Origin of the sequence: Kribbella sp. VKM Ac-2569 (genome assembly GCF_004216905.1) — a bacterium.
Classification (GTDB): Bacteria; Actinomycetota; Actinomycetes; order Propionibacteriales; family Kribbellaceae; genus Kribbella.
In genome coordinates, this window is sequence record NZ_SGXJ01000002.1 from 1,456,460 (window position 1) to 1,474,833 (window position 18,374).

The 18,374-nt window shown below is 68.5% G+C and carries 18 protein-coding genes; 8 read left to right on the forward strand and 10 right to left on the reverse strand.

Features of this window, described 5'->3' with window-relative positions; translation table 11 throughout:
- Nucleotides 1–31: 31 nt before the first annotated feature.
- The gene (locus EV649_RS20235) at nt 32–502 is read right to left on the reverse strand and encodes an isoprenylcysteine carboxylmethyltransferase family protein (RefSeq protein ID WP_130384979.1); all 471 of its coding nucleotides are present in this window, start codon (nt 500–502) and stop codon (nt 32–34) included.
- 64 nt (nt 503–566) lie between these two features.
- On the opposite strand from EV649_RS20235, the gene EV649_RS20240 reads away from it, so the two are divergent.
- On the forward strand, nt 567–1,109 hold the full coding sequence (locus EV649_RS20240) for a hypothetical protein (RefSeq protein WP_130384980.1): 543 nt from the start codon (nt 567–569) through the stop codon (nt 1,107–1,109).
- Nucleotides 1,110–1,168: 59 nt separating this feature from the next.
- Here EV649_RS20240 and EV649_RS20245 read toward each other — a convergent pair whose 3' ends face one another.
- Both EV649_RS20245 and EV649_RS20250 read right to left on the reverse strand, forming a co-directional pair.
- Nucleotides 1,169–2,122 (reverse strand): hypothetical protein, encoded by a 954-nt coding sequence (locus EV649_RS20245; protein WP_130384981.1) that lies wholly within the window; start codon nt 2,120–2,122, stop codon nt 1,169–1,171.
- A gap of 145 nt (nt 2,123–2,267) precedes the next feature.
- Complete coding sequence (locus EV649_RS20250; protein WP_130384982.1) at nt 2,268–3,026, reverse strand: hypothetical protein; 759 nt, start codon at nt 3,024–3,026, stop codon at nt 2,268–2,270.
- 98 nt (nt 3,027–3,124) lie between these two features.
- Between EV649_RS20250 and EV649_RS20255 the strand changes: the two genes are divergently transcribed.
- From EV649_RS20255 to EV649_RS20270, 4 genes are read left to right on the forward strand one after another with little or no spacing between them, the layout of a single operon-like run.
- Entirely contained in the window at nt 3,125–3,568 is a 444-nt protein-coding gene (locus EV649_RS20255; protein ID WP_130384983.1) for a MarR family transcriptional regulator, read from the forward strand.
- Nucleotides 3,565–4,779 carry an MFS transporter gene (locus EV649_RS20260; protein ID WP_241998416.1) on the forward strand — a complete coding sequence of 405 codons (1,215 nt, stop codon included), beginning with the start codon at nt 3,565–3,567 and terminating at the stop codon, nt 4,777–4,779. The genes EV649_RS20255 and EV649_RS20260 overlap by 4 nt, the downstream gene beginning before the upstream one ends.
- A gap of 40 nt (nt 4,780–4,819) precedes the next feature.
- Nucleotides 4,820–5,347 carry a TetR/AcrR family transcriptional regulator gene (locus EV649_RS20265; protein ID WP_130384984.1) on the forward strand — a complete coding sequence of 176 codons (528 nt, stop codon included), beginning with the start codon at nt 4,820–4,822 and terminating at the stop codon, nt 5,345–5,347.
- A gap of 10 nt (nt 5,348–5,357) precedes the next feature.
- On the forward strand, nt 5,358–5,855 hold the full coding sequence (locus EV649_RS20270; RefSeq protein ID WP_130384985.1) for a DUF2867 domain-containing protein: 498 nt from the start codon (nt 5,358–5,360) through the stop codon (nt 5,853–5,855).
- Here EV649_RS20270 and EV649_RS20275 read toward each other — a convergent pair.
- The 4 genes from EV649_RS20275 to EV649_RS20290 form a co-directional block, all read right to left on the reverse strand.
- Nucleotides 5,803–7,638: an ABC transporter permease gene (locus EV649_RS20275; protein WP_130384986.1), complete on the reverse strand. Its 1,836-nt coding sequence runs from the start codon at nt 7,636–7,638 to the stop codon at nt 5,803–5,805. The two genes, EV649_RS20270 and EV649_RS20275, sit on opposite strands and share 53 nt — an antisense overlap.
- A gap of 74 nt (nt 7,639–7,712) precedes the next feature.
- The gene (locus EV649_RS20280) at nt 7,713–8,111 is read right to left on the reverse strand and encodes a hypothetical protein (protein WP_130384987.1); all 399 of its coding nucleotides are present in this window, start codon (nt 8,109–8,111) and stop codon (nt 7,713–7,715) included.
- Nucleotides 8,111–10,417, reverse strand: a complete 2,307-nt coding sequence (locus EV649_RS20285; RefSeq protein WP_130384988.1) for a CehA/McbA family metallohydrolase — start codon at nt 10,415–10,417, stop codon at nt 8,111–8,113. Before EV649_RS20285 ends, EV649_RS20280 begins: the two co-directional genes overlap by 1 nt.
- A gap of 49 nt (nt 10,418–10,466) precedes the next feature.
- A complete protein-coding gene (locus EV649_RS20290) occupies nt 10,467–11,021 on the reverse strand; it encodes a TetR family transcriptional regulator (protein ID WP_241998418.1) in 555 nt (184 codons plus the stop codon).
- A 115-nt stretch (nt 11,022–11,136) separates the two neighbouring features.
- Between EV649_RS20290 and EV649_RS20295 the strand changes: the two genes are divergently transcribed.
- Nucleotides 11,137–13,620, forward strand: a complete 2,484-nt coding sequence (locus tag EV649_RS20295) for a bifunctional FO biosynthesis protein CofGH (protein WP_130385134.1) — start codon at nt 11,137–11,139, stop codon at nt 13,618–13,620.
- A gap of 8 nt (nt 13,621–13,628) precedes the next feature.
- Here EV649_RS20295 and EV649_RS20300 read toward each other — a convergent pair whose 3' ends face one another.
- Entirely contained in the window at nt 13,629–13,940 is a 312-nt protein-coding gene (locus tag EV649_RS20300) for a hypothetical protein (RefSeq protein ID WP_130384990.1), read from the reverse strand.
- 148 nt (nt 13,941–14,088) lie between these two features.
- Between EV649_RS20300 and EV649_RS20305 the strand changes: the two genes are divergently transcribed.
- Together EV649_RS20305 and EV649_RS20310 are read left to right on the forward strand one after the other, a co-directional pair.
- Nucleotides 14,089–16,020, forward strand: coding sequence for a sensor histidine kinase (locus EV649_RS20305; RefSeq protein ID WP_130384991.1), 1,932 nt, complete (start codon nt 14,089–14,091; stop codon nt 16,018–16,020).
- Complete coding sequence (locus EV649_RS20310) at nt 16,008–16,646, forward strand: response regulator transcription factor (protein WP_130384992.1); 639 nt, start codon at nt 16,008–16,010, stop codon at nt 16,644–16,646. Before EV649_RS20305 ends, EV649_RS20310 begins: the two co-directional genes overlap by 13 nt.
- 457 nt (nt 16,647–17,103) lie before the next feature.
- Here EV649_RS20310 and EV649_RS20315 read toward each other — a convergent pair whose 3' ends face one another.
- Entirely contained in the window at nt 17,104–17,730 is a 627-nt protein-coding gene (locus EV649_RS20315; protein ID WP_130384993.1) for a hypothetical protein, read from the reverse strand.
- On the reverse strand, nt 17,723–18,374 hold a 652-nt coding region (locus tag EV649_RS20320), incomplete at its 5' end, for an acyl-CoA dehydrogenase (RefSeq protein WP_277875685.1). The genes EV649_RS20320 and EV649_RS20315, both read right to left, overlap by 8 nt.

Here is an 18,374-nt window from a genome sequence, read left to right on the forward strand (position 1 = left end):
ACGCTGCAACTTTGCAGCCGTGCAGGTTCGCCTACCGACCTGAAGCTCTGAACCGGGGAATCCACGCCGGCACGGTCCGGCAGTACTCCTCGTACTGCCGGCCGTACCGCTCCCGCAGCACCGGCTCCTCGTACCAGCGCACGAACGACGCCATCACGGCCCACGCGATCACGCCGTACCCGAGCACTCGCCAGTCAAGGAAAACGAGTGCCTGCCCGAAGATCGCCGCGACCACCCCGACGTACATCGGATTCCGCACGAACCGGTAGTCACCACCGACCACAAGCTCCTCGGTCGGCGCGACCGGGGCCGGCGTACCCCGGCCCTCGCGGACGAACCGGACGAAGGCACGCAGTACGACGAACGCACCGGTCGCCACGATCACGAAGCCCGGCCAGAACCGTGGCGCGGCCCAGCCGCTGACCCACCACGGGAGCACACCAGCGACCACGCAGGGCGCCGCGAAGAAGAACACTGCGCTTCCGAGGATCGCTTTGACCATGGGGATTCCTGTAGAATGTAGAGGCAGCCTCCGGCACGGTTCTCGTGTTCGGAGGCTTTTGTGTATGACGACTCTTCTCTACAAAGCCGCCGGCGACATCCGCGGTGACGACATCCTGCCGCTCAACCAGCTCCGTGTGCACTACCCCGACCTCTACGAGGTCCACTTCAAGAAATACGCGGATCGCCCGAACCGGGTGGGTGCTCCGGTTTATCCGCTGGACTGCACCTGGGCCGACGTGGTCTTCCTGTCCCCGGTCCACCCCGCCCCGATCTTCGAGGCGATGCACGAGTCCGGCCGGATCGGCCCGGTCGTAGTCGACTACTGGACCCTAGAGGCCGACCTCCTCGACCCGGCGAACACCTGCATCCTGCTCAAACGCCACGACCCCGAACTCCGCCCGCAGCCGCCCGAGGACTTCATCCCCTACACGCCTGAAGCAGCCGCCGCCCTGTCCACACCCTCCGAGCGCGCCCTGCACCGCCTCCGCAACCTCAACGCCACCGAGCCCCTCTACCCCTGGGCCGACATCCCCCACATCCTGCACCGCGGCCCGATTCCGGTCTCCGCGTTCCGCACCGCAGAAGGCGACCCGGTCGCCGACTGAACGCGACGAAGCCCAGGACACACCGTGGTGTCCTGGGCTTCGTCGAGCAACTGCTGCTACTACTCGCCGACCAGCTGGTCGTAGTGCGTGGTGAGCGACACATCGCTCACGCCGTTGAAGGGGGCCGGGATCTTGCCGTACGACGTGATTGCGGTTGCGGCGCCGTTCGCCCTGCTCATCGCGAACTGGTAGCCGGACTGCGTGCCGTGGTCGACGGCGACGATCAGCGAACCACCGCGGTCACCGCAGCCCTGGGCGACCAGGGACTCGTAGGCCGACCAGCCCGAGGAGCGGATCAGCTTCATCACCGGCTTGGCCCCGGCGGCGACCGGGATGTGGGCGGTCCACAGCGCACCGGCGTTGGTGGTCATCAGCAGCGTGTCGTACGTCGCGGTCTCGCTGATCACCGTCATCGTCTTGAAGCCGCGGAAGCCCGGGATCGGGCCGAGGCCTCGGAAGCCGGTGCCGACCATCTGGTACCGGTACAGGCTGCCGTTGGTGTTCAGGCCGTACAGGTACGCATGCCGCGGCGTACCGACACTGTAGTTCGAGGTGGCGATCGCCTTGAAGCTGGTCCAGCCCGACCCGACCTTCTTGAAGGTGGGCGACCAGCTGAACGTGTCGCCGTTGTCCCGGAGGTACGTCGTGTGCCGGTACAGGTTGCCGCCCTGCAGGAGCAGGCCGTAGTAGTACACCTGCGTGCCGGCGGCGTTCACCGCGCCGTACCACGTCGTGTCGGCGCGGCTGCCAACGAACTTGAACGGCGTGTCCTGGAAAGCCTCGACGTGGCGGCCCGGCATGGCCAAGGTCTCTTGCGACATGCCCGCGGCAGTCGGCGACATGACGTCGCTGATGCAGGGCTCGCCGGCGGCCTTGATCGTGTTCGGCGTGACGTTTTTGGCAAACGGGTGCTTCGGGTCGGTCTGCCCGGTGGCGACGGCCGGGACGGAACTGGCGGCCGCGGCGATCAGCCCGGCTCCGGCCAGTGCAAGCGCAAAGCGCTGCAGTTTCATACGAGTTCCCCCTCTGAAAGCGTCTCGAAGAGTTCGAGCGCGCGCTGAACATCGCCGAGCCCGCCAACGAGTGGCCGAACCGGGCAGCAATGTGCACATCGTTGACAAGGGGCCGGCCGTTACAGATTTCGGGAATCGGCCTTGTTCAGCGGGTGACCCGGTCGAGGAAGGCGAACAGCGCCGGTTTCGCGACGGCGGCCTCGGTGCCGTCCAGGAGCTCGACGCCATGGCCGGTGGAGCCGGCGACGACGACCAGCTTCTTGTCCTTGGCAGGTACGACGGCGAAGTCCTTGCGCACCTCGGCGATCGGAAGGCTGTCGCCGTCGCCGGCCAGGTACAGCGCCGGCACCCGGAGCTTCGCGGCGAGCGGTGTTGTCGGCAGCCTGTGCTCCACGTCGTACCAGGACGCGCAGCTCAACACCGCGACCCCTGAGACCGCCGGGGTGATCATGGAGCCGCCGATCATCGATACGCAGCCGCCCACCGAGCCACCGGCCAGCACAACCTCTGTCGCGCCGGCGGCCCGGACCTGGTCCACGACGGCCTGCAGCTCCTTGATCCGATCCAGGCCGGTGAGTGTGCCGTACTCCCACAGCGCGACCCGGTAGCCGCGGGCGACCAGCTCGGTCGCGACGTCGGACCAGTCGCACGGCGATCCGCCCCACTCGTAGGACAACACGACGGCCCTGCCGGCGTCACCCAGCTGCACGCCACTAACCGGGCTCCCGCCGGCAACCGGTGCGGTGAACTCTTCCGCACCCTGGGACGGGCACGCGGCCATGATCCCCGCCGGGGCGGATGTGGTCGGCGAACTCGGCGCCGGCACGGCTGGATCGGCCCCGCATCCGGCCAGTCCGAGCGCGAGGACGACGACGAAGACCGCGGACCGACCGACATTCGGCATGACCACCTCCAAGGGCGCGACCAGTGTGGCACTCCGATTCGTGATGCTGTTCACTTTCGTGGAGATGCATAGCTTTGCTATGTATATTTGCAGGTGTGATGGCAACTGAGCTGACCAGTCTCGGAGAAGACATCGTCGTCGCGTCGACGCGGTTGGCGCGGCTGGCGACGCGGAACGTGAACACGCTGCCGCACGCCGCGATGCGCGTGCTGGGGCGATTGGACGAGCTCGGCCAGGCCCGGATCAGCGAGCTGGCCAAGGCCGATCGGTGTTCGCAGCCGACCATGTCCAACCTGGTGCAGCGCCTCGAGGACCAGGGCTGGGTGCGCCGCGCCCAGGACCCGGCCGACTCGCGCGCCAGCTTGATCAGCCTCACCGACGCAGGCCTCGCCGAGCTGCGCAGCGCCCGCCACCAGTCCGGCGCCGCCTTGGCCGCGCATCTGAGTCAGCTCCCGGCGACCGACCTCACCACCCTGGAGGCCGCGGTCGCCATCGTCCACAAACTCCTCACCCTCGAACCCGTGGAGGACACAGCCCGGTGAGCAAGTCGTCGTTCCTGAAGCAGCCCAAGTCCGTCTGGGCGGTCGCGTTCGCCTGCGTGATCGCTTTCATGGGCATCGGCCTGGTGGATCCGATCCTCAAGCCGATCGCCGAACAACTGCACGCGAGCCCGTCCCAGGTCTCGCTGCTGTTCACCAGCTACATGGCGGTCATCGGTGTCGCGATGCTGATCACCGGCGCGGTCTCCAGCCGGATCGGCGCCAAGCGCACCCTGCTGATCGGTCTGGCCATCATCGTCGTGTTCAGCGCGCTGGCCGGCCTGTCCAACAGCATCGGCATGATCGTCGCGTTCCGGGCCGGCTGGGGCCTGGGCAACGCGCTGTTCATCGCGACTGCGCTCGCCACGATCGTGAACTCGGCCGCCGGTTCGGTCGCCGAGGCGATCATCCTCTACGAAGCCGCCCTCGGCGTCGGTATCGCGGCCGGCCCACTGGTCGGCGGCGAACTCGGCACGATCTCCTGGCGCGGCCCGTTCTTCGGCGTCGCCGTACTGATGACGATCGCCCTCGCCGCCACCGCGTTCCTGCTGCCCGCATCGCCGCCGGAAGCACGCCGTACGTCGGTTCTCGAGCCGTTGAAGGCACTACGGCACCGGTCGCTCGCGACGGTTGCGGTCACCGCGTTGCTGTACAACTTCGGATTCTTCACGCTGCTCGCGTTCACCCCGTTCCCGCTGGCGATGTCGGCGCGGCAGATCGGTCTGATCTTCTTCGGCTGGGGTATCTGTCTCGCGTTCACCTCGGTGTTCGTGGCGCCGCGGCTGCAGCGCCGGTTCGGCACCCTCCCGGTGGCGATGACCGTGCTGCTGATGTTCGGCGCGGACCTCGCGGTGATGGGTGTCTACGCGCACCACAAGCCGGTGCTCGCGGCCGGCGTCATCGTGGCCGGCCTGTTCCTGGGCATCAACAACACACTGATCACCGAGGCCGTGATGGCAGCCGCTCCGGTCGAACGCGGTACGGCGTCCGCGGCGTACTCCTTCGTCCGCTTCTCCGGCGGCGCGGTCGCACCGTGGCTGGCCGGCAAGCTCGGCGAGGAGTTCAACATCCAGCTCCCGTTCTACGTCGGCGCCTTCGCCGTCCTCCTCGCGGTCGGCGTCCTCGCCAGCGGCTGGAAGCCCCTCTCCCACCTTCGGGTCCCCACCACCCACTCCGAGCCGGAAGCCGAAGCCCTCACCGCCGCCGACGCCTGACCCATCAGACCATACCAAACGGTATGGTATGGTCTGGGACGTGGTCAGTCGGACGGAGTGGTTGGACGCGGGGCTCGAGTTGCTGGCGGCGGAAGGTGCGCCGGCGGTGACGATCGAGCGGTTGACCGGTGCGCTCGGGGTGACGAAGGGGTCGTACTACCACCACTTCAACGGGGCTTCCGGTTACAAGGCGGCCTTGCTGGAGTACTTCGAGGCGCGGAACACGACCCGGCTGATCGACGCCGTTGAAGACGGTCGTGACGCGAACGCGAAGCTCCAGCATCTGTTGCGGCTGGTGCTGGCTGACCCGGAAAGCGCGGCCCTGGAGATCGCCGTACGCGCTTGGGCCTTGCAGGACAGCGAGGTGCGGGCCGCGCAGGAGCGGGTGGACAAGGCGCGGACGGCGTACCTGCAGAAGCTGTGCCGTGGACTGGGTGCGGACGTGGACCCAGATCGCTTCGCACAGTTGTTGTACCTGATTCTGATCGGCGCCGAGCAGGTGGTGCCGCCGATCGGCAAGCGGGACGTGCGGGAGATCTACGACCTGGTTCTCCGGCTGATCGACTAGAGGAGCGCAGATGCCGACCACCTTGCACGAGCTGGACGATCTGGTGCCGGTTGTGGACGAGATCGATGTGAAGACGGGGCGGGGCGACGTCACGCTGCGGGAGTTCGTCGCGGGCGCACTGGGGCACAGTCCGTTGTGGGTCAAGGGATTGTTCGCGGTGCGGATGGCCGTGGCCGCGGTCCTTCGCCTCGAGACCACCGGCGTACCGGACTCGCGGTGCCTGCGGCCCGAGACGGTGAGCTTCACGCCGGGCGAGAAGAACGCGTTCTTCACCGTCGTGCGCGGCGAGGAGGACCATTACCTGCTGCTGAAGGTCTCCGACAACCACCTGGACGCGTGGCTCGCGTTCATCACCGACAACGAGCGGCCGGCGACGGTCAAGGTCGTCACGCTGGTGCAGTTCCTGCGGCCCGCCGGGAGGTTCTACTACAACCTGATCCGGCCGTTCCACCACGTCATTCTGCTCGGTATGTGCCGAGCCGGTGAGACGTGGCGCGACCGGCAGTGAGCGCCACCGCGACCCCGACGACCACCAGCGCCGACGCGAAGATCAGTCCGAGCAACCGCCACGGAATCGCCAACGCAGCAAGGCCGTAAGGCCCTGCCGCGATGCCGGCGAGCGCGGCCGCGGCGACCAGCGATCCCAGCAGTACGCCGACCACCACAACGGTCCCGGACTCCACGAGCGCGACCATCACGACCTGCGCCCGCGTCAGACCGGCCAACCGTGCCAGGTGGAACTCCTGCCGCCGGTCAGCTGTCGACATGACGACCGCGTTGACGACCGCGACCGCGGTGAAGATCCCGGCCAACCCCAGGAGCGCGGCAAACAGTCCCGAGTTGCTGCGCTGCTGCGCCTCACCACGAGCCTCGGCCCACTGCTCGACCGTCTGGCCGTCCAGCGTCGCACCAGACGCCAGCTTCACCAGCGTCTCGGTCCGCCCACCGGCCGGCAGCAGACTCCTCGGAACGAAGAAGTTCTCGCTCACATCGAGCGTCTCGGGCATGATCGCGACCACCTTCACGGCGATCGATCTGTTGCCCAGAGCAATCTTGAGCGTCGACCCGAGCTTGTAGCCCTCGGCCGCCATCCCCGGTCCGATCGCGATCGTCCGCCCGCTCAGCCGATCCAGCGAGCCCTTCCGCGGCCGCAGCTTGTGGGTCTGCTGGTACGCCGCCGGATCGATCCCGATCGCCTCGGAGTACAGCGTTTTCCGTCCCCGCGTCACAGCGATCGGTACGGCGGTCTGCACCGAGGCCGCCACGATCCCCGGCCCGGGCCGGACGACGTGATCGACCACGACATCCGCCGTGATCAACTGTTTCTGCTCGACCCCGACCGCCTTCGCCAGCGACCCGAACGTGCCCCACAGCCCGATAACCAGTCCGACGAGCACGATCAACGGTGCCGCGGTCGCCGCGCTCCGCCGTACCGCGTGCAGCACGCCGGCCCGCGCGAGATCCGCGATCAAGTTGCCGCGGACGACGATCGCGGGCAGCCGGCCGACCAGTGGCACGACGACAGGGCTCAACTGGCTCAACGCAACCGACCCGCTGATCATCACGACCAGCCCGATCATCAGCCCGGCCACGAGGTCCCGCGCCGCCTGCGCCACGATCACCAGCAGGACCGTGCCGAACGCGGCCGACAATCCCCAGAACCACCGCCATCCCGTCATCACCCGCCGCGCCGCCTGTCCCTCGACGATCGCCTCGAGCGCATTGACCCGCGACGCCCGCCAGGCCGCAGCGAGTACGCCGGCCAACGCCGTACTCACGCCGACGATCATCGCCGCCCACACCGCGCCCTGACCCCACGGCGCCTCGAACCACTCCGGCAGCATCCCCAACCGAACGAGCAACCACGACTGCGCCCAGGTCGCCAACACGCCCAACGGCAACCCGACCACACTGCCGACCACCCCGAGCAGACCCGCCTCCGTCACGACAATCAGACACAGGTAGCCCCGCTGCGCTCCGACCAGCCGCAGCAGCCCGAACTCGCGCCGCCGTTGCACAGTCATGAAGCCGAACGTCGTACTGACGATGAACACGCTCAGGAAAACGGCCAGCATCACCGACATTCCGAGCAGCGTCGCGGCCCCGACGTACCCCTCACGGACCTTGGCCCGCTCGTACGCCGACAGTCCCGCGGGCAACACCGGCCTGTCGGTCGCGGCCAGCATCTGCAACCCGGACTGCACCAACCCGACCCCGAGCGCGACAGCAACCACCGCACCGGCGAACAGCTGCCACCTGGTCCGCAGCGCCCCGACAGACAACCTCAGCATGCATTTAGCCAACAGCCTGCGGCTGGAACAGGCCCTGGCGTCAGGACCCGACCACAGGTAGCTCGCGCGCTACCTCACTCGCGGGCCGACAGCAGCAGGTTGACGGTGCTGTGGTTGGCGAGACCACCGAGCGCACCGAGAGCCCGGAAGGTTAGGGTCACGTCCACAACGGTGGGCGCGTCGAGCCGGACCCGGAACGCCGCGTCCTGACGATGCTCACCGGTGAGTTCGTGCACCGGCAGGTCGAGTTGGAGCCCGCTGACCGGTTCGGCCTCGACGGCCAACGGCCCGGTCACGAAGCCGTCGTTGACGACCGTCACGGCGAGCGTGTGCCACTCGCCTGGCTTCAAGGTTCCGATCGGCGCACCGCTGCGGGCCACGTTCACCCGCGCCTCCGGGTTGATCGTCACCGCGAGCGGCGCATCGGTGTCGACCGGCCCGCAACAGCCGATGGCAGGTGCCTGGTGAGTCATCAGTCCGTCTCGCATTCTTCTCGCCGCGACCGGTAGACCGCCTGCGCCTCGTCGTACGCCTGCCGGGCGGCAGCCCGCTCGTCGTCCCGGATGAATCCCGACTTCACCGTCCACAGTTGGTCGACGGAGTCGTGCAGCCACTGAGCGCTGCGGCGGGAGGCCCGGATCGGCCGGCCGCCGACCTCAAGGAAGATCGGCTGAGTGTGCACGCTGCGCAGGATCCGCAGCGCAAGCCAGGACGACTCTTCCACCGGTACGTCGAACCCGACCTCCTGCTCGGTGCCATCGGCAACCAACTCCTGCGAGGCCACCGCGACACCGTTCAGCACGGCCTCCACCAGCACGGACCGGGACGTGCCGATCCGGGACCGCTCGAGGTGCCAGCCGACCGGCGCGCTGTACGCCGGACGCCCTGCCGGCGGTGGCGGCGGCTCCTCGGGCAGCCAGGCGGCCACGGTCGCGCTGACCCGGACCGGGCCTGGCGAGTCCAACCGGTGCTCACGACCGACATCGCCGTCGACCGCCAGATCGAAGACATGGCTACGACCGTCACCGAAGTACGACGCGCTCTCCCGCAGACCGGTGGTCCACGCCTCGATCGCCTGCGGGCCCGACGGCGGCTCGTCCAGTCGCACGTACGTACGCCCGACGCCCGGTCCCTCGTCGTACATGCACGGATAGTCGGTCTCGCCGAGCATGAGGGTCCGGAAGCCGACGCTGAGCAGGTGGTACCAGATGTTCAGCTCGGCCGCGGGGGCGAACTGGCCACCGCACTGGAAGTCAGCGGCACCCAGCGGTACGTCGACCACGATCTCGTTGGAGCCGATGCCTTGGAACGACGGCACGATGTAGTTGGGCAACTCCTCGGTGCCGACCCCGAGGCCGACACCGCAATGCGCGTACCCGACCAGTGCGTTCTGCTCCTTGGCCCAGCGCAGTACGGGCAGGTTCCACGACGGCCAGTCCTCGATGAGACTCGTCCCGGGATAGTCCTGGTCGGTGAGCCCGAGCAGGATCAGGTGACCGGAGTGACTGGACGGGAACCCGGAGACCTCGACGTCGTACCGCAGCGCGCTCTCGGCATCGCGATCCGTCGGCTGCGGAGTCCAGGTCATGCCCTGGGCGGCCTGCATCGCCGGGTCCTCCAGCTCGGCCGGCGGGCTGATCGACTCGCCACTGAAGAACTGTTTCTGGTGGTAGTAACACGGCGCCCAGGTGAGCACGCTGCCCAGCCACAGACCTTCCCCGCGGACATGCCGGATCATGGTTTCGGGCGTGACGCCTTCGCTCGGGACGTTGTAGTGCGAGCAACCGCCGGCGTGGATGTGCGGGTCGCCCGAGTAGTAGCCGCGGCTCGCCGGATCGACCCAGCGGTCGAGCGTGATCGGAATCGCCTCGGTGCCCGCGTCGACATTCGCCTCCAGAAGTACCGGCCGATACTCGGGTCCGCGGATCGCGGTGACCTGGTACTGGCCCTCGGGCAGCCGGATCATCTCGCCGGTCGCCCGATACACGTGCTCGTGGAAGAACATGTCCGGCGCCAGGCGCATCGCCTTGGAGGGGTACGAGCGTCCTTGCCCGTCCCGCACGGTGATCGCGGCCATGCAACTGCGTCCGTCGGGCTCCCGGATGTCGAGCCGGATCTCCCGGGCCGTGGCGCAGTCGAAGTCGAACGAAGCGGCGTACTCACGCAACTCGAAGTTCGTCCGGAAGCCCGCGAGTTGCAGAGGCGACCGGCTCAGGCTGTGATGGTTGTGCTCGTCCGCGGCGAACAGCGACAGTCCACCCTGTTTGATGCCACCGTCGCGGGCGTACAGGCTGATGACCTTGTACTCGGCCTCGACGCCGGACAGCTCACTGGGTCCGGCGATCTTCGCGTCCAGCCACGCGTCCTTGATCCGCGGGACGACGGTCAGCGTGTCGTGCAACGCGATCCGCGCGGAGTGACTCAGATAGTCGATCACGCCGTACACACCGCTGTTCCCCGCGGTCAGGTTGGCTTCGATCCGGTGCGGATTCGCCACCTGTACGAGGAAGCTGCGCCAGCCGTGCTGCACCAGTCGCGGCGGCGCGGCGCCCGGCGCGCACGACGCGATCCCCTGCTCGTCGATCGACACGTCCAGGAGTACGAACGGTCGCAGCAGGGTCCCGAGCTGAGTACGGCGCTCCGCGTCGCTCAGCGAGCTGCTCTCCAGCTTGGACAGCTGCGTGACCACGTCGGCGGGCAGCGGATCGCCGAGGTCCTGCAGTTTCCGGACGGCGCGGGCTGCGGATGCGAACAGTGGCTGCACTGGGGGCTCTGACACTGAGGACCTCCCTGTTGGCGAGTTCCTTCGCGACCCTACTCGGCGCGGTCTACCTCAGCACCTCCAATAACGCGGCGACGTCGGCCTGGTCCAGGTCGCGGGCGCCGATCAGCGCCTGCATCAAGAGTCCGTCCAGCGCGGCTACCAACAGCCTCGCCTTCTGAGGATCCGCGGTGAACGCCCTGGCGATCTCCGTCAGCGGTTCCAGCCACGCACCGGCCGCCTCCCGCAGCTCTGGCCGCCGGGCCGCGTACAGGTACAACTCGTAGAGCGCCAGCGTCCGGCCACGTCGCCGTACGACGCTGTGCTCGATCAGCCGCGCCAACTCGTCGGCCGGTCGTGCGCCCAGCTCGCTCCCGCGGCCGTGCAGCTCGACGGCGAGGTCCTCCGCGGCCGACTGGAGTGCCGCGACCAGCAGGTTGTCCAGCGTCGGAAAGTGGTAGGTGATGGACGCGACCGAGACATCGGCCACCGCGGCCACCGCGCGATGGCTCACACCTGCGACTCCGTCGCGTTCGATCACGGCCAGGGTCGCCGCGAGCAACTCGCTCCGGCGCTGCTCGCCGCGCACCCGGCGCCCGTCCACACCCCGCCTGACCTGCACGAACAGCAAACTATCAGGACGTCTGTACGGATTGATTTTGCTGTCCGGAATCGCGGGATCCAGCGTTTTCCGCGACTTAGGCTCGGATTTCGTGGCCCCTGATCTGACGACAGCGATGCGGCGCGCCCTGAAGCGCGCGGATGACGGCAAGACCCTCGACCCGGTGGAGGTGGAGGTGCTGCTCGGCGCGAGCGGCGACGCGCTGACCGCGCTGATGACCACCGCGGCAAGGGTCCGCGACCAAGGGCTGGCCGATGCCGGCCGCTCGGGGATCATCACGTACTCGAAGAAGGTCTTCATCCCGCTCACGCGGTTGTGCCGGGACCGTTGCCACTACTGCACCTTCGCGACCACGCCGGGCCGGGTGCACTCGCCGTACCTGTCGCCCGACGAGGTGCTGGAGATCGCGCGGCAGGGAGCGGCGCTGGGCTGCAAGGAAGCGCTGTTCACGCTGGGCGATGCGCCCGAGGACCGGTGGGACGCGGCGCGGCAGTGGCTCGACGAGGCCGGGTACGACAGCACGCTCGACTACGTCCGGGCGATGGCGATCCGGGTCCTCGAGGAGACCGGTCTGCTGCCGCACCTGAACCCCGGCGTGATGTCGTGGCAGGACCTGCAGCGGCTGAAGCCGGTCGCGCCGAGCATGGGGATGATGCTCGAGACCACGTCGCGGCGGCTGTTCGAGGAGAAGGGCCAGCCGCACTTCGGGTCGCCGGACAAGGACCCGGCCGTTCGGCTCCGCGTGCTCGAGGACGCCGGGCGGTCGAACGTGCCGTTCACGACCGGGCTGCTGATCGGCATCGGGGAGACGCTGCCGGAACGTTCCGACTCGATCTTCGCGTTGCGGAAAATCGCCCGGCAGTACAACGGCATCCAGGAAGTCATCATCCAGGGATTCCGGGTGAAGCCGGACACCGCGATGCGCAACGACGCCGACGTACCGCTGGACGAGTGGCTGGCCGCGATCGCCGTGACGCGGGTCGTGCTCGGGCCGCGGGTCCGGGTCCAGGCGCCGCCGAACCTCGTCGACCTCGCTGAGTGCCGGGCGCTGCTCGACGCGGGTGTGGACGACTTCGGCGGGGTCTCGCCGCTCACCCCGGACCACGTGAACCCGGAGCGCCCGTGGCCGCAGATCGACGACCTCGCGAAGGTGACCGCCGACGCCGGGTTCGAGCTGCGCGAGCGGCTCACCGCGCACCCGGAGTACCTGCGGGAGCCCTGGCTCGATCCGCGCCTGATCTCGCACGTCGAGGCACTCGTCGACCCTGCCACCGGTCTGGCCAACGAATCGGCTTTGCCGGTCGGCCTCCCGTGGCAGGAGCCCGATGGCGGCTGGGACAGCGTCGGCCGCACCGACCTGCACACCGCGATCGACACCGAGGGCCGTCGTACCGAGACCCGCTCCGACTTCGACGCGGCGTACGGCGACTGGGATGTACTGCGTGAGCAGGTCGCCGGGAGGTCTGCACCTGAACGGATCGAAGGTGATGTGCGCGCCGCACTGGCCGCAGCCGAGCGTGATCCCGCCGGGCTTTCCGATGCTCAGGCGTTGACGTTGATGACCGCGACCGGTCCATCACTGGACGAGCTCGCGGGGATCGCGGACAACTTGCGGAAGGCAACGGTTGGCGACGACGTGACGTACGTCGTGAACCGGAACATCAACTTCACGAATGTCTGCTACACGGGCTGCCGGTTCTGCGCGTTCGCCCAGCGCCGTACCGACGCCGACGCCTACTCGCTGTCGATGGACGAGGTCGGCCAGCGGGCCGAGGAGGCGTGGGTGATCGGCGCGACCGAGGTCTGCATGCAGGGCGGCATCCACCCCGACCTGCCCGGTACGGCGTACGCCGACCTGGTCCGCGCGGTCAAGGACCGGGTCCCGGAGATGCACGTCCACGCGTACTCGCCGATGGAGATCGTGAACGGCTCGGTGCGCACCGGCCTGTCGATCGAGGAGTTCCTGATCTCGGTGAAGGAGGCCGGGCTGGACAGCATCCCCGGCACCGCGGCCGAGATCCTCGACGACGACGTCCGCTGGATCCTCACGAAGGGAAAGTTGCCGACGGCAAGCTGGATCGAGGTGATCAGCACCGCGCACAAGGTCGGCCTGCCGTCCAGCTCGACGATGATGTACGGCCACGTCGACGCGCCGCACCACTGGGTCCAGCACCTGCGCACGATCGCCGCGGTCCAGGACGAGACCGGCGGCTTCACCGAGTTCGTGCTGCTCCCGTTCATCCACCAGAACTCGCCGATCTACCTGGCCGGTGTCGCCCGGCCAGGCCCGACGTACGACGAGAACCGGGCGGTGCACGCGATGGCGCGGATCATGCTGCACGGCCGGATCGACAACATCCAGTGCTCGTGGGTGAAGCTCGGCGTGGACGGCTGCGTCGCCGTACTGAACGGCGGCGTCAACGACATCGGCGGAACGCTGATGGAGGAGACCATCAGCCGGATGGCCGGCTCCAAGCACGGCAGCCGCAAGTCGATCGCCGAACTCACCGCGATGGCCACCGCCGCCGGGCGGCCGGCCCGGCAGCGGACCACGACGTACGGCGACGTCCCCGTCCGCCCGTCACTCGAACTCGCCTGACCTGCCGGTCAGGCGGTCGCGTCGAGATCGACGGTCAGCGACCGGTTGCGCCGCTTGGCGCCCAGACGGTGGCCGAGGGTGATGAGCAGGAATCCGACGAGGTAGATGCCGGCGGTGACGGCGAGGTAGTCGAGCGGTGGCTTGTCCGGATCGGCGCTGAAGGCCTCGTTGTTGTCGCCGACCCAGGAGCGGAGCAGGTAGAGCGTCTGGAACGTGAACGAGTAGCCGAAGATCGCGACGTACGCGAGGTACGCCGAGGTCCGGTTCCGCAGGAAGAAGCCGAGCGGGAAGGCGAACAGAACGGTGACGATGGCAACCATGGGAATCCCCTCCTGGAAGATCTGACCCCGTCACGATCCCGCTCGCAGGCACTCCTGCACATCGGTGCTGTCGCCGGATCCCAGTCGCTGATGTCCCTTAAGTGCTGACACTGGTGCGAAACCATCCACCCACCGTCATCATGAGGTTGTGTTCCGGCCTCGGAGGCTTGTCGCCGCGGCGACGATCTTGTTCGTCGCGGTCGCCGGCGTGCGCGCGGTGCTCGCCTACGGTCCGGCATCGATCGGCGACACCGCGGACTGGCCGGTCAGCACAGGTCTGCTGTTGCCCTCGCTCCTCCTCGGCTGTCTCGTGGCCGCCAGGGCCCCCGCGAGTCCGATCGGGCCCGCGCTGGCGCTGACGGCGCTGATGCCGGCCCTCGTCTTCACCGTGGAGGACTGGGGTTCGACGTACGGGACCGACGCGCCCTGGCCGGGCGCGCGCGTCGTCGGGGTGATCAGCGGGGGTGTCTGGGCGTGGCTGTTCCTCGGCTTCGTCGCTCTGGTTCTGCTGTTCCCGGACGGCCCGCTGCCCGGCCGGCGGTGGCGGTTGATCTGGGCAGCCGTCCCGGTCTCGGCCGCCCTGGTGAACTTCGCCGTCGCCACCGATCTCGCCAACTTCGCCGACGGCCGGTTCGGTGATCCGCCGTTCCGGCTGCCCGATCCGCTCCGCAGGGGGCTGAACTTCGGCGCGTTCGCCCTCTTCTTCGTCGTACTGCTCACCGCCGCATCCAGCCTCGTCGTGCGCTACCGGCGCGGCGACCGACCGACGAGGCTTCGACTGGGCTGGCTGACCGTTGCCGCGCTCAGCGTTCCGATCCTGCTGGCGACGAGCTGGCTGGGCATTGTGCTCGGCGCGCCGGCAGACGTCATGTACGGCGGTTTCCTGATCACGATGTTCATCCTCGTTCCCGGTGCGATCACGGTGGCGATCCTTCGCCACGACCTGTTCGACGTCGACCGGCTGCTCGGAACCACGCTGAGTTGGCTGGTCACCACGCTGATCTCCGCGGCCGTCTTCGCCGCCGTGGTCTTTGCCGTCGGCAACTTCTTCCCCGACCGGGTGGGCATCACCACCGCCGCGTTCGTCACGGCACTCGCGCTGCTCCCCCTGCACCACTGGATCCATCGGACCGTCGCCCGGCTGGTCGACCCCGACCGGACCGTGGCCCTGGCCAGGATCCGCGACTTCGTCCGCCGGGTTCGCGACGGCCAGGCCGAGCCCGAGCAGATCGAGTCCGTACTGCGCGACGCCCTCGACGATCCGGGGCTTCGCGTACTGCTCCGTCGGCCGGGCGAGCAACTCGACGTCCCCGACGGCGCGATCCCTTTGCGCACAGGCGATTCCCTGGTCGGAGCACTCACCCTCGGGACGACGTCGGCCCGGCGGCTCCGGCGGGCGCGCGAGGCCGTCGTGGAGGCACGGCTGCCGATAGAAGTCAGCCGGCTACGGGTCGAACTGCGGGAGGCACTCGCCGAGGTCCGCGCCAGTCGGGCCCGCCTGATGGAAGACGTGGCGGCCGAACGGCAGCGACTCGAGCGGGACCTCCACGACGGCGCGCAGCAGCGGTTGATCGCGATCGGGATGCGGCTGCGGTCGGTGCAGTACCAGTTGTCCCCCGGCGTACCGGCGTACCGGGAGCTCGACGAGGTGGTGGAGACGCTCGAGCACACTGTCGCGGAGCTGCGGCGGATCGCGCACGGGGTGCGGCCGAGTCGGCTCGACGACGGTCTTGCCGTCGCGCTGCGGGACCTGGTCGCGGACAGCACGCTGCCCGTCGATCTCGTCGTACCCGAACTGGAGGTCGCTGAGAGTGCGGCGACGACGGTCTACTTCACGGTCGGCGAGGCGATCGCGAACGCGCTCAAGCACGCACGGGCGACCCGGATCTCGATCTCGGTCGGTGTGACCGATCAGGTACTGCGGGCCGTGGTGCGCGACGACGGTGTCGGCGGGGCCAGGGAAGGGTTCGGGCTGAGGTCGATGCGGGACCGGGTCGCGTCGGCCGGCGGGGAGTTCACGGTCGACAGCCCACCCGGGGCCGGGACCTCGATCACCGTGGAGATCCCGTGCGCATCGTGATCGGCGAGGATTCCGCCTTGTTCCGTGAGGGGCTGAGCCGGCTGCTGACCGAGAACGGTCACGACGTCGCCGGTACGGCGGAGACCGCGGACTCGCTCGTCGACGTAGTGCGCGCGGTGGATCCCGACCTGACCATCATCGACGTACGGATGCCGCCGACGATGACGGACGACGGCGCGCGGGCGGCCGTGACACTGCGTGCGGAGCGGCCGGACCGCCCGATCCTGATGCTGTCGCAGCACATCGAGACGCGGCACGTGGTCGAGCTCGTCGGCACCGGCGGGTTCGGGTACCTGCTCAAGGACCGGGTGCTGCGCGTCGGCGACTTCCTGGACGCGATGCGCCGGGTCGTGGACGGTGGATCGGCGCTCGATCCGACGATCGTCGCCGCTCTCGTGGCGCCGACGCGGGCCGACGACCCGCTGGCCGCGTTGTCCGCGCGGGAACGCGAGGTGCTGGCACTGGTCGCGGAGGGGCGCTCCAACGGCGCGATCGCCGCGCAGCTGGTGCTCGCCGAGCGGACGGTCGAGAGCCATATGCGGAGCATCTTCCAGAAGCTGCGGATCGACGACGCCCCGGACACCCACCGCCGGGTGATCGCCGTTCTCACCCAGCTCCGTCAATGAGCACAGGAAATCTTGACGAGTGGTTAGTTGTTGCAGAAGGCAACATCTGTACGGAAAGTGAGGGAATTTTTACTGAGCGTTGCTTACTTCAAAGGCAATGCAAATGTTTGAACCGGAGGATTCCCGGTACGCGGGCCGCGTGACAACGTTCTCTTGTCGGCGGCGGACGGGTCGCCGGCACTAGGTCCAGGTGGATTTCGCAGTACTCCCGTCCGCGACCGGACTGTACCTCCCCTGCCGGCCACGGAATGAGACGCGGGACCGCCCTCCTTCGGGCCACTGCCCTCTCGGGGCAACAGCAGGACGCCGGCCGTGTCGGTGGGGTGTTGGTCGCCAGTGAGGTGGCGACCAACGCCCGGCACGGTCGGCGTTTCTTACTGAAGACCGCCTCTCTGTACTGGTGCTGCTGGGGACCAGTACAGCGAGGCGGTTCTGTTTCCGGGCCTAGGTTTCCGGTCTAGTACGGGTAGGTGTCGTCGCGCCGGGTCGGGTCCAGGTCCCACAGGGAGAACCGGACGATCTTGTGGGACTCCTCGCCGCCGCCGGGGATCAGCCCGAACGACTCGTACTCCTTCGAGCCCAGTCCGTCGAGGTAGCAGAGCAGCTCGAACGCCGACTGCGCGTCCTCGATGTCGTCGATCACCTCGTCGTTCTGCGCTTCGTCCGCGCGGCTCCGCACGTACTGCACGAAGGCGTCCGGATCGGTCACCACGTAGTCGTACCGCGCCTGGTAGCTGAGCCGGACCCCGCTCTCCGGCAGCAGCGGCTCCTCCAGTTCCTCGAGGTCGTCCAGCGCGTTGCCCTCGACGATCTCCCGGTAGTCCGCGGGGTCGTCGAAGTCGTCCGGCCCCAGAGGCAGGTCGTCCAGCTCGTCGGGGTCGTACGAGTCGATCCCGAGGAAGATGTCGCCCCAGCCTCGTTCGTGCACGGCGTCCGCGAGCGCCCGGGCCTGGACCCGGACGTTCTCGATCGCGCCGGTGGCCCGCAGGTCGTGCAGGTCCAGAGCGTCAGCCTGCTCCAGCAGCACCCGGGCGAGTTCACGGGCGGCCTCGGCAGCCGACGCGGGTTCGATCGGCTCACTCATGCTGTGACGGTACAACCATGGGCACCTCCGTTGCCGAGCCCGGTACTCCGAAAGCGTCGACGAGCTCCACCGCAGCCGGACGGACGACCGCGCACAACTCGTTGACGAGGGCGGTGATCGCCTTCGAACGCCCCGGTGAGAGCCGCCCGTGCTCGAGGTACCACGCGCGCTCCGCCTCGATGGTCGCCAGCGCATGCAGGTCGTACACATCCTGCAACCGCGGCCGGATTTCCTCCGGCGCGTTCCGCACCGCGGACTGGAACGCCTCGAGAACGATCCGGTCCACATGCGCCCGGCCGGCCGCGATCACATGGTCCTGGCACCGGTTGAACACGTCGAACGGATCGTCGCCGGCGTCGATCCCGCCCTTCAGCCGCCGCGCCACCCCCGACAGCATGTGCTGCTCCCGGAACCGCAGCAGCCCCGAGTGGTACGCGTCGTCCCGCAACCCGGCATCCGGATCCCCTGCATCACTCCGGTCGTTCCGATTCGGTACGACGTCCCGCAGCCGCTCGATCAACGGACGCAGCGCGGCCTTCTCGACCGCGATCTCCACCGCCTGCACCGTGACAAACCTCGCCAGACCCAACGGGTCCAACTTGCCGAACGACTCGCGGTAGTCCGTCAGCAGTCCCTTCGCCACC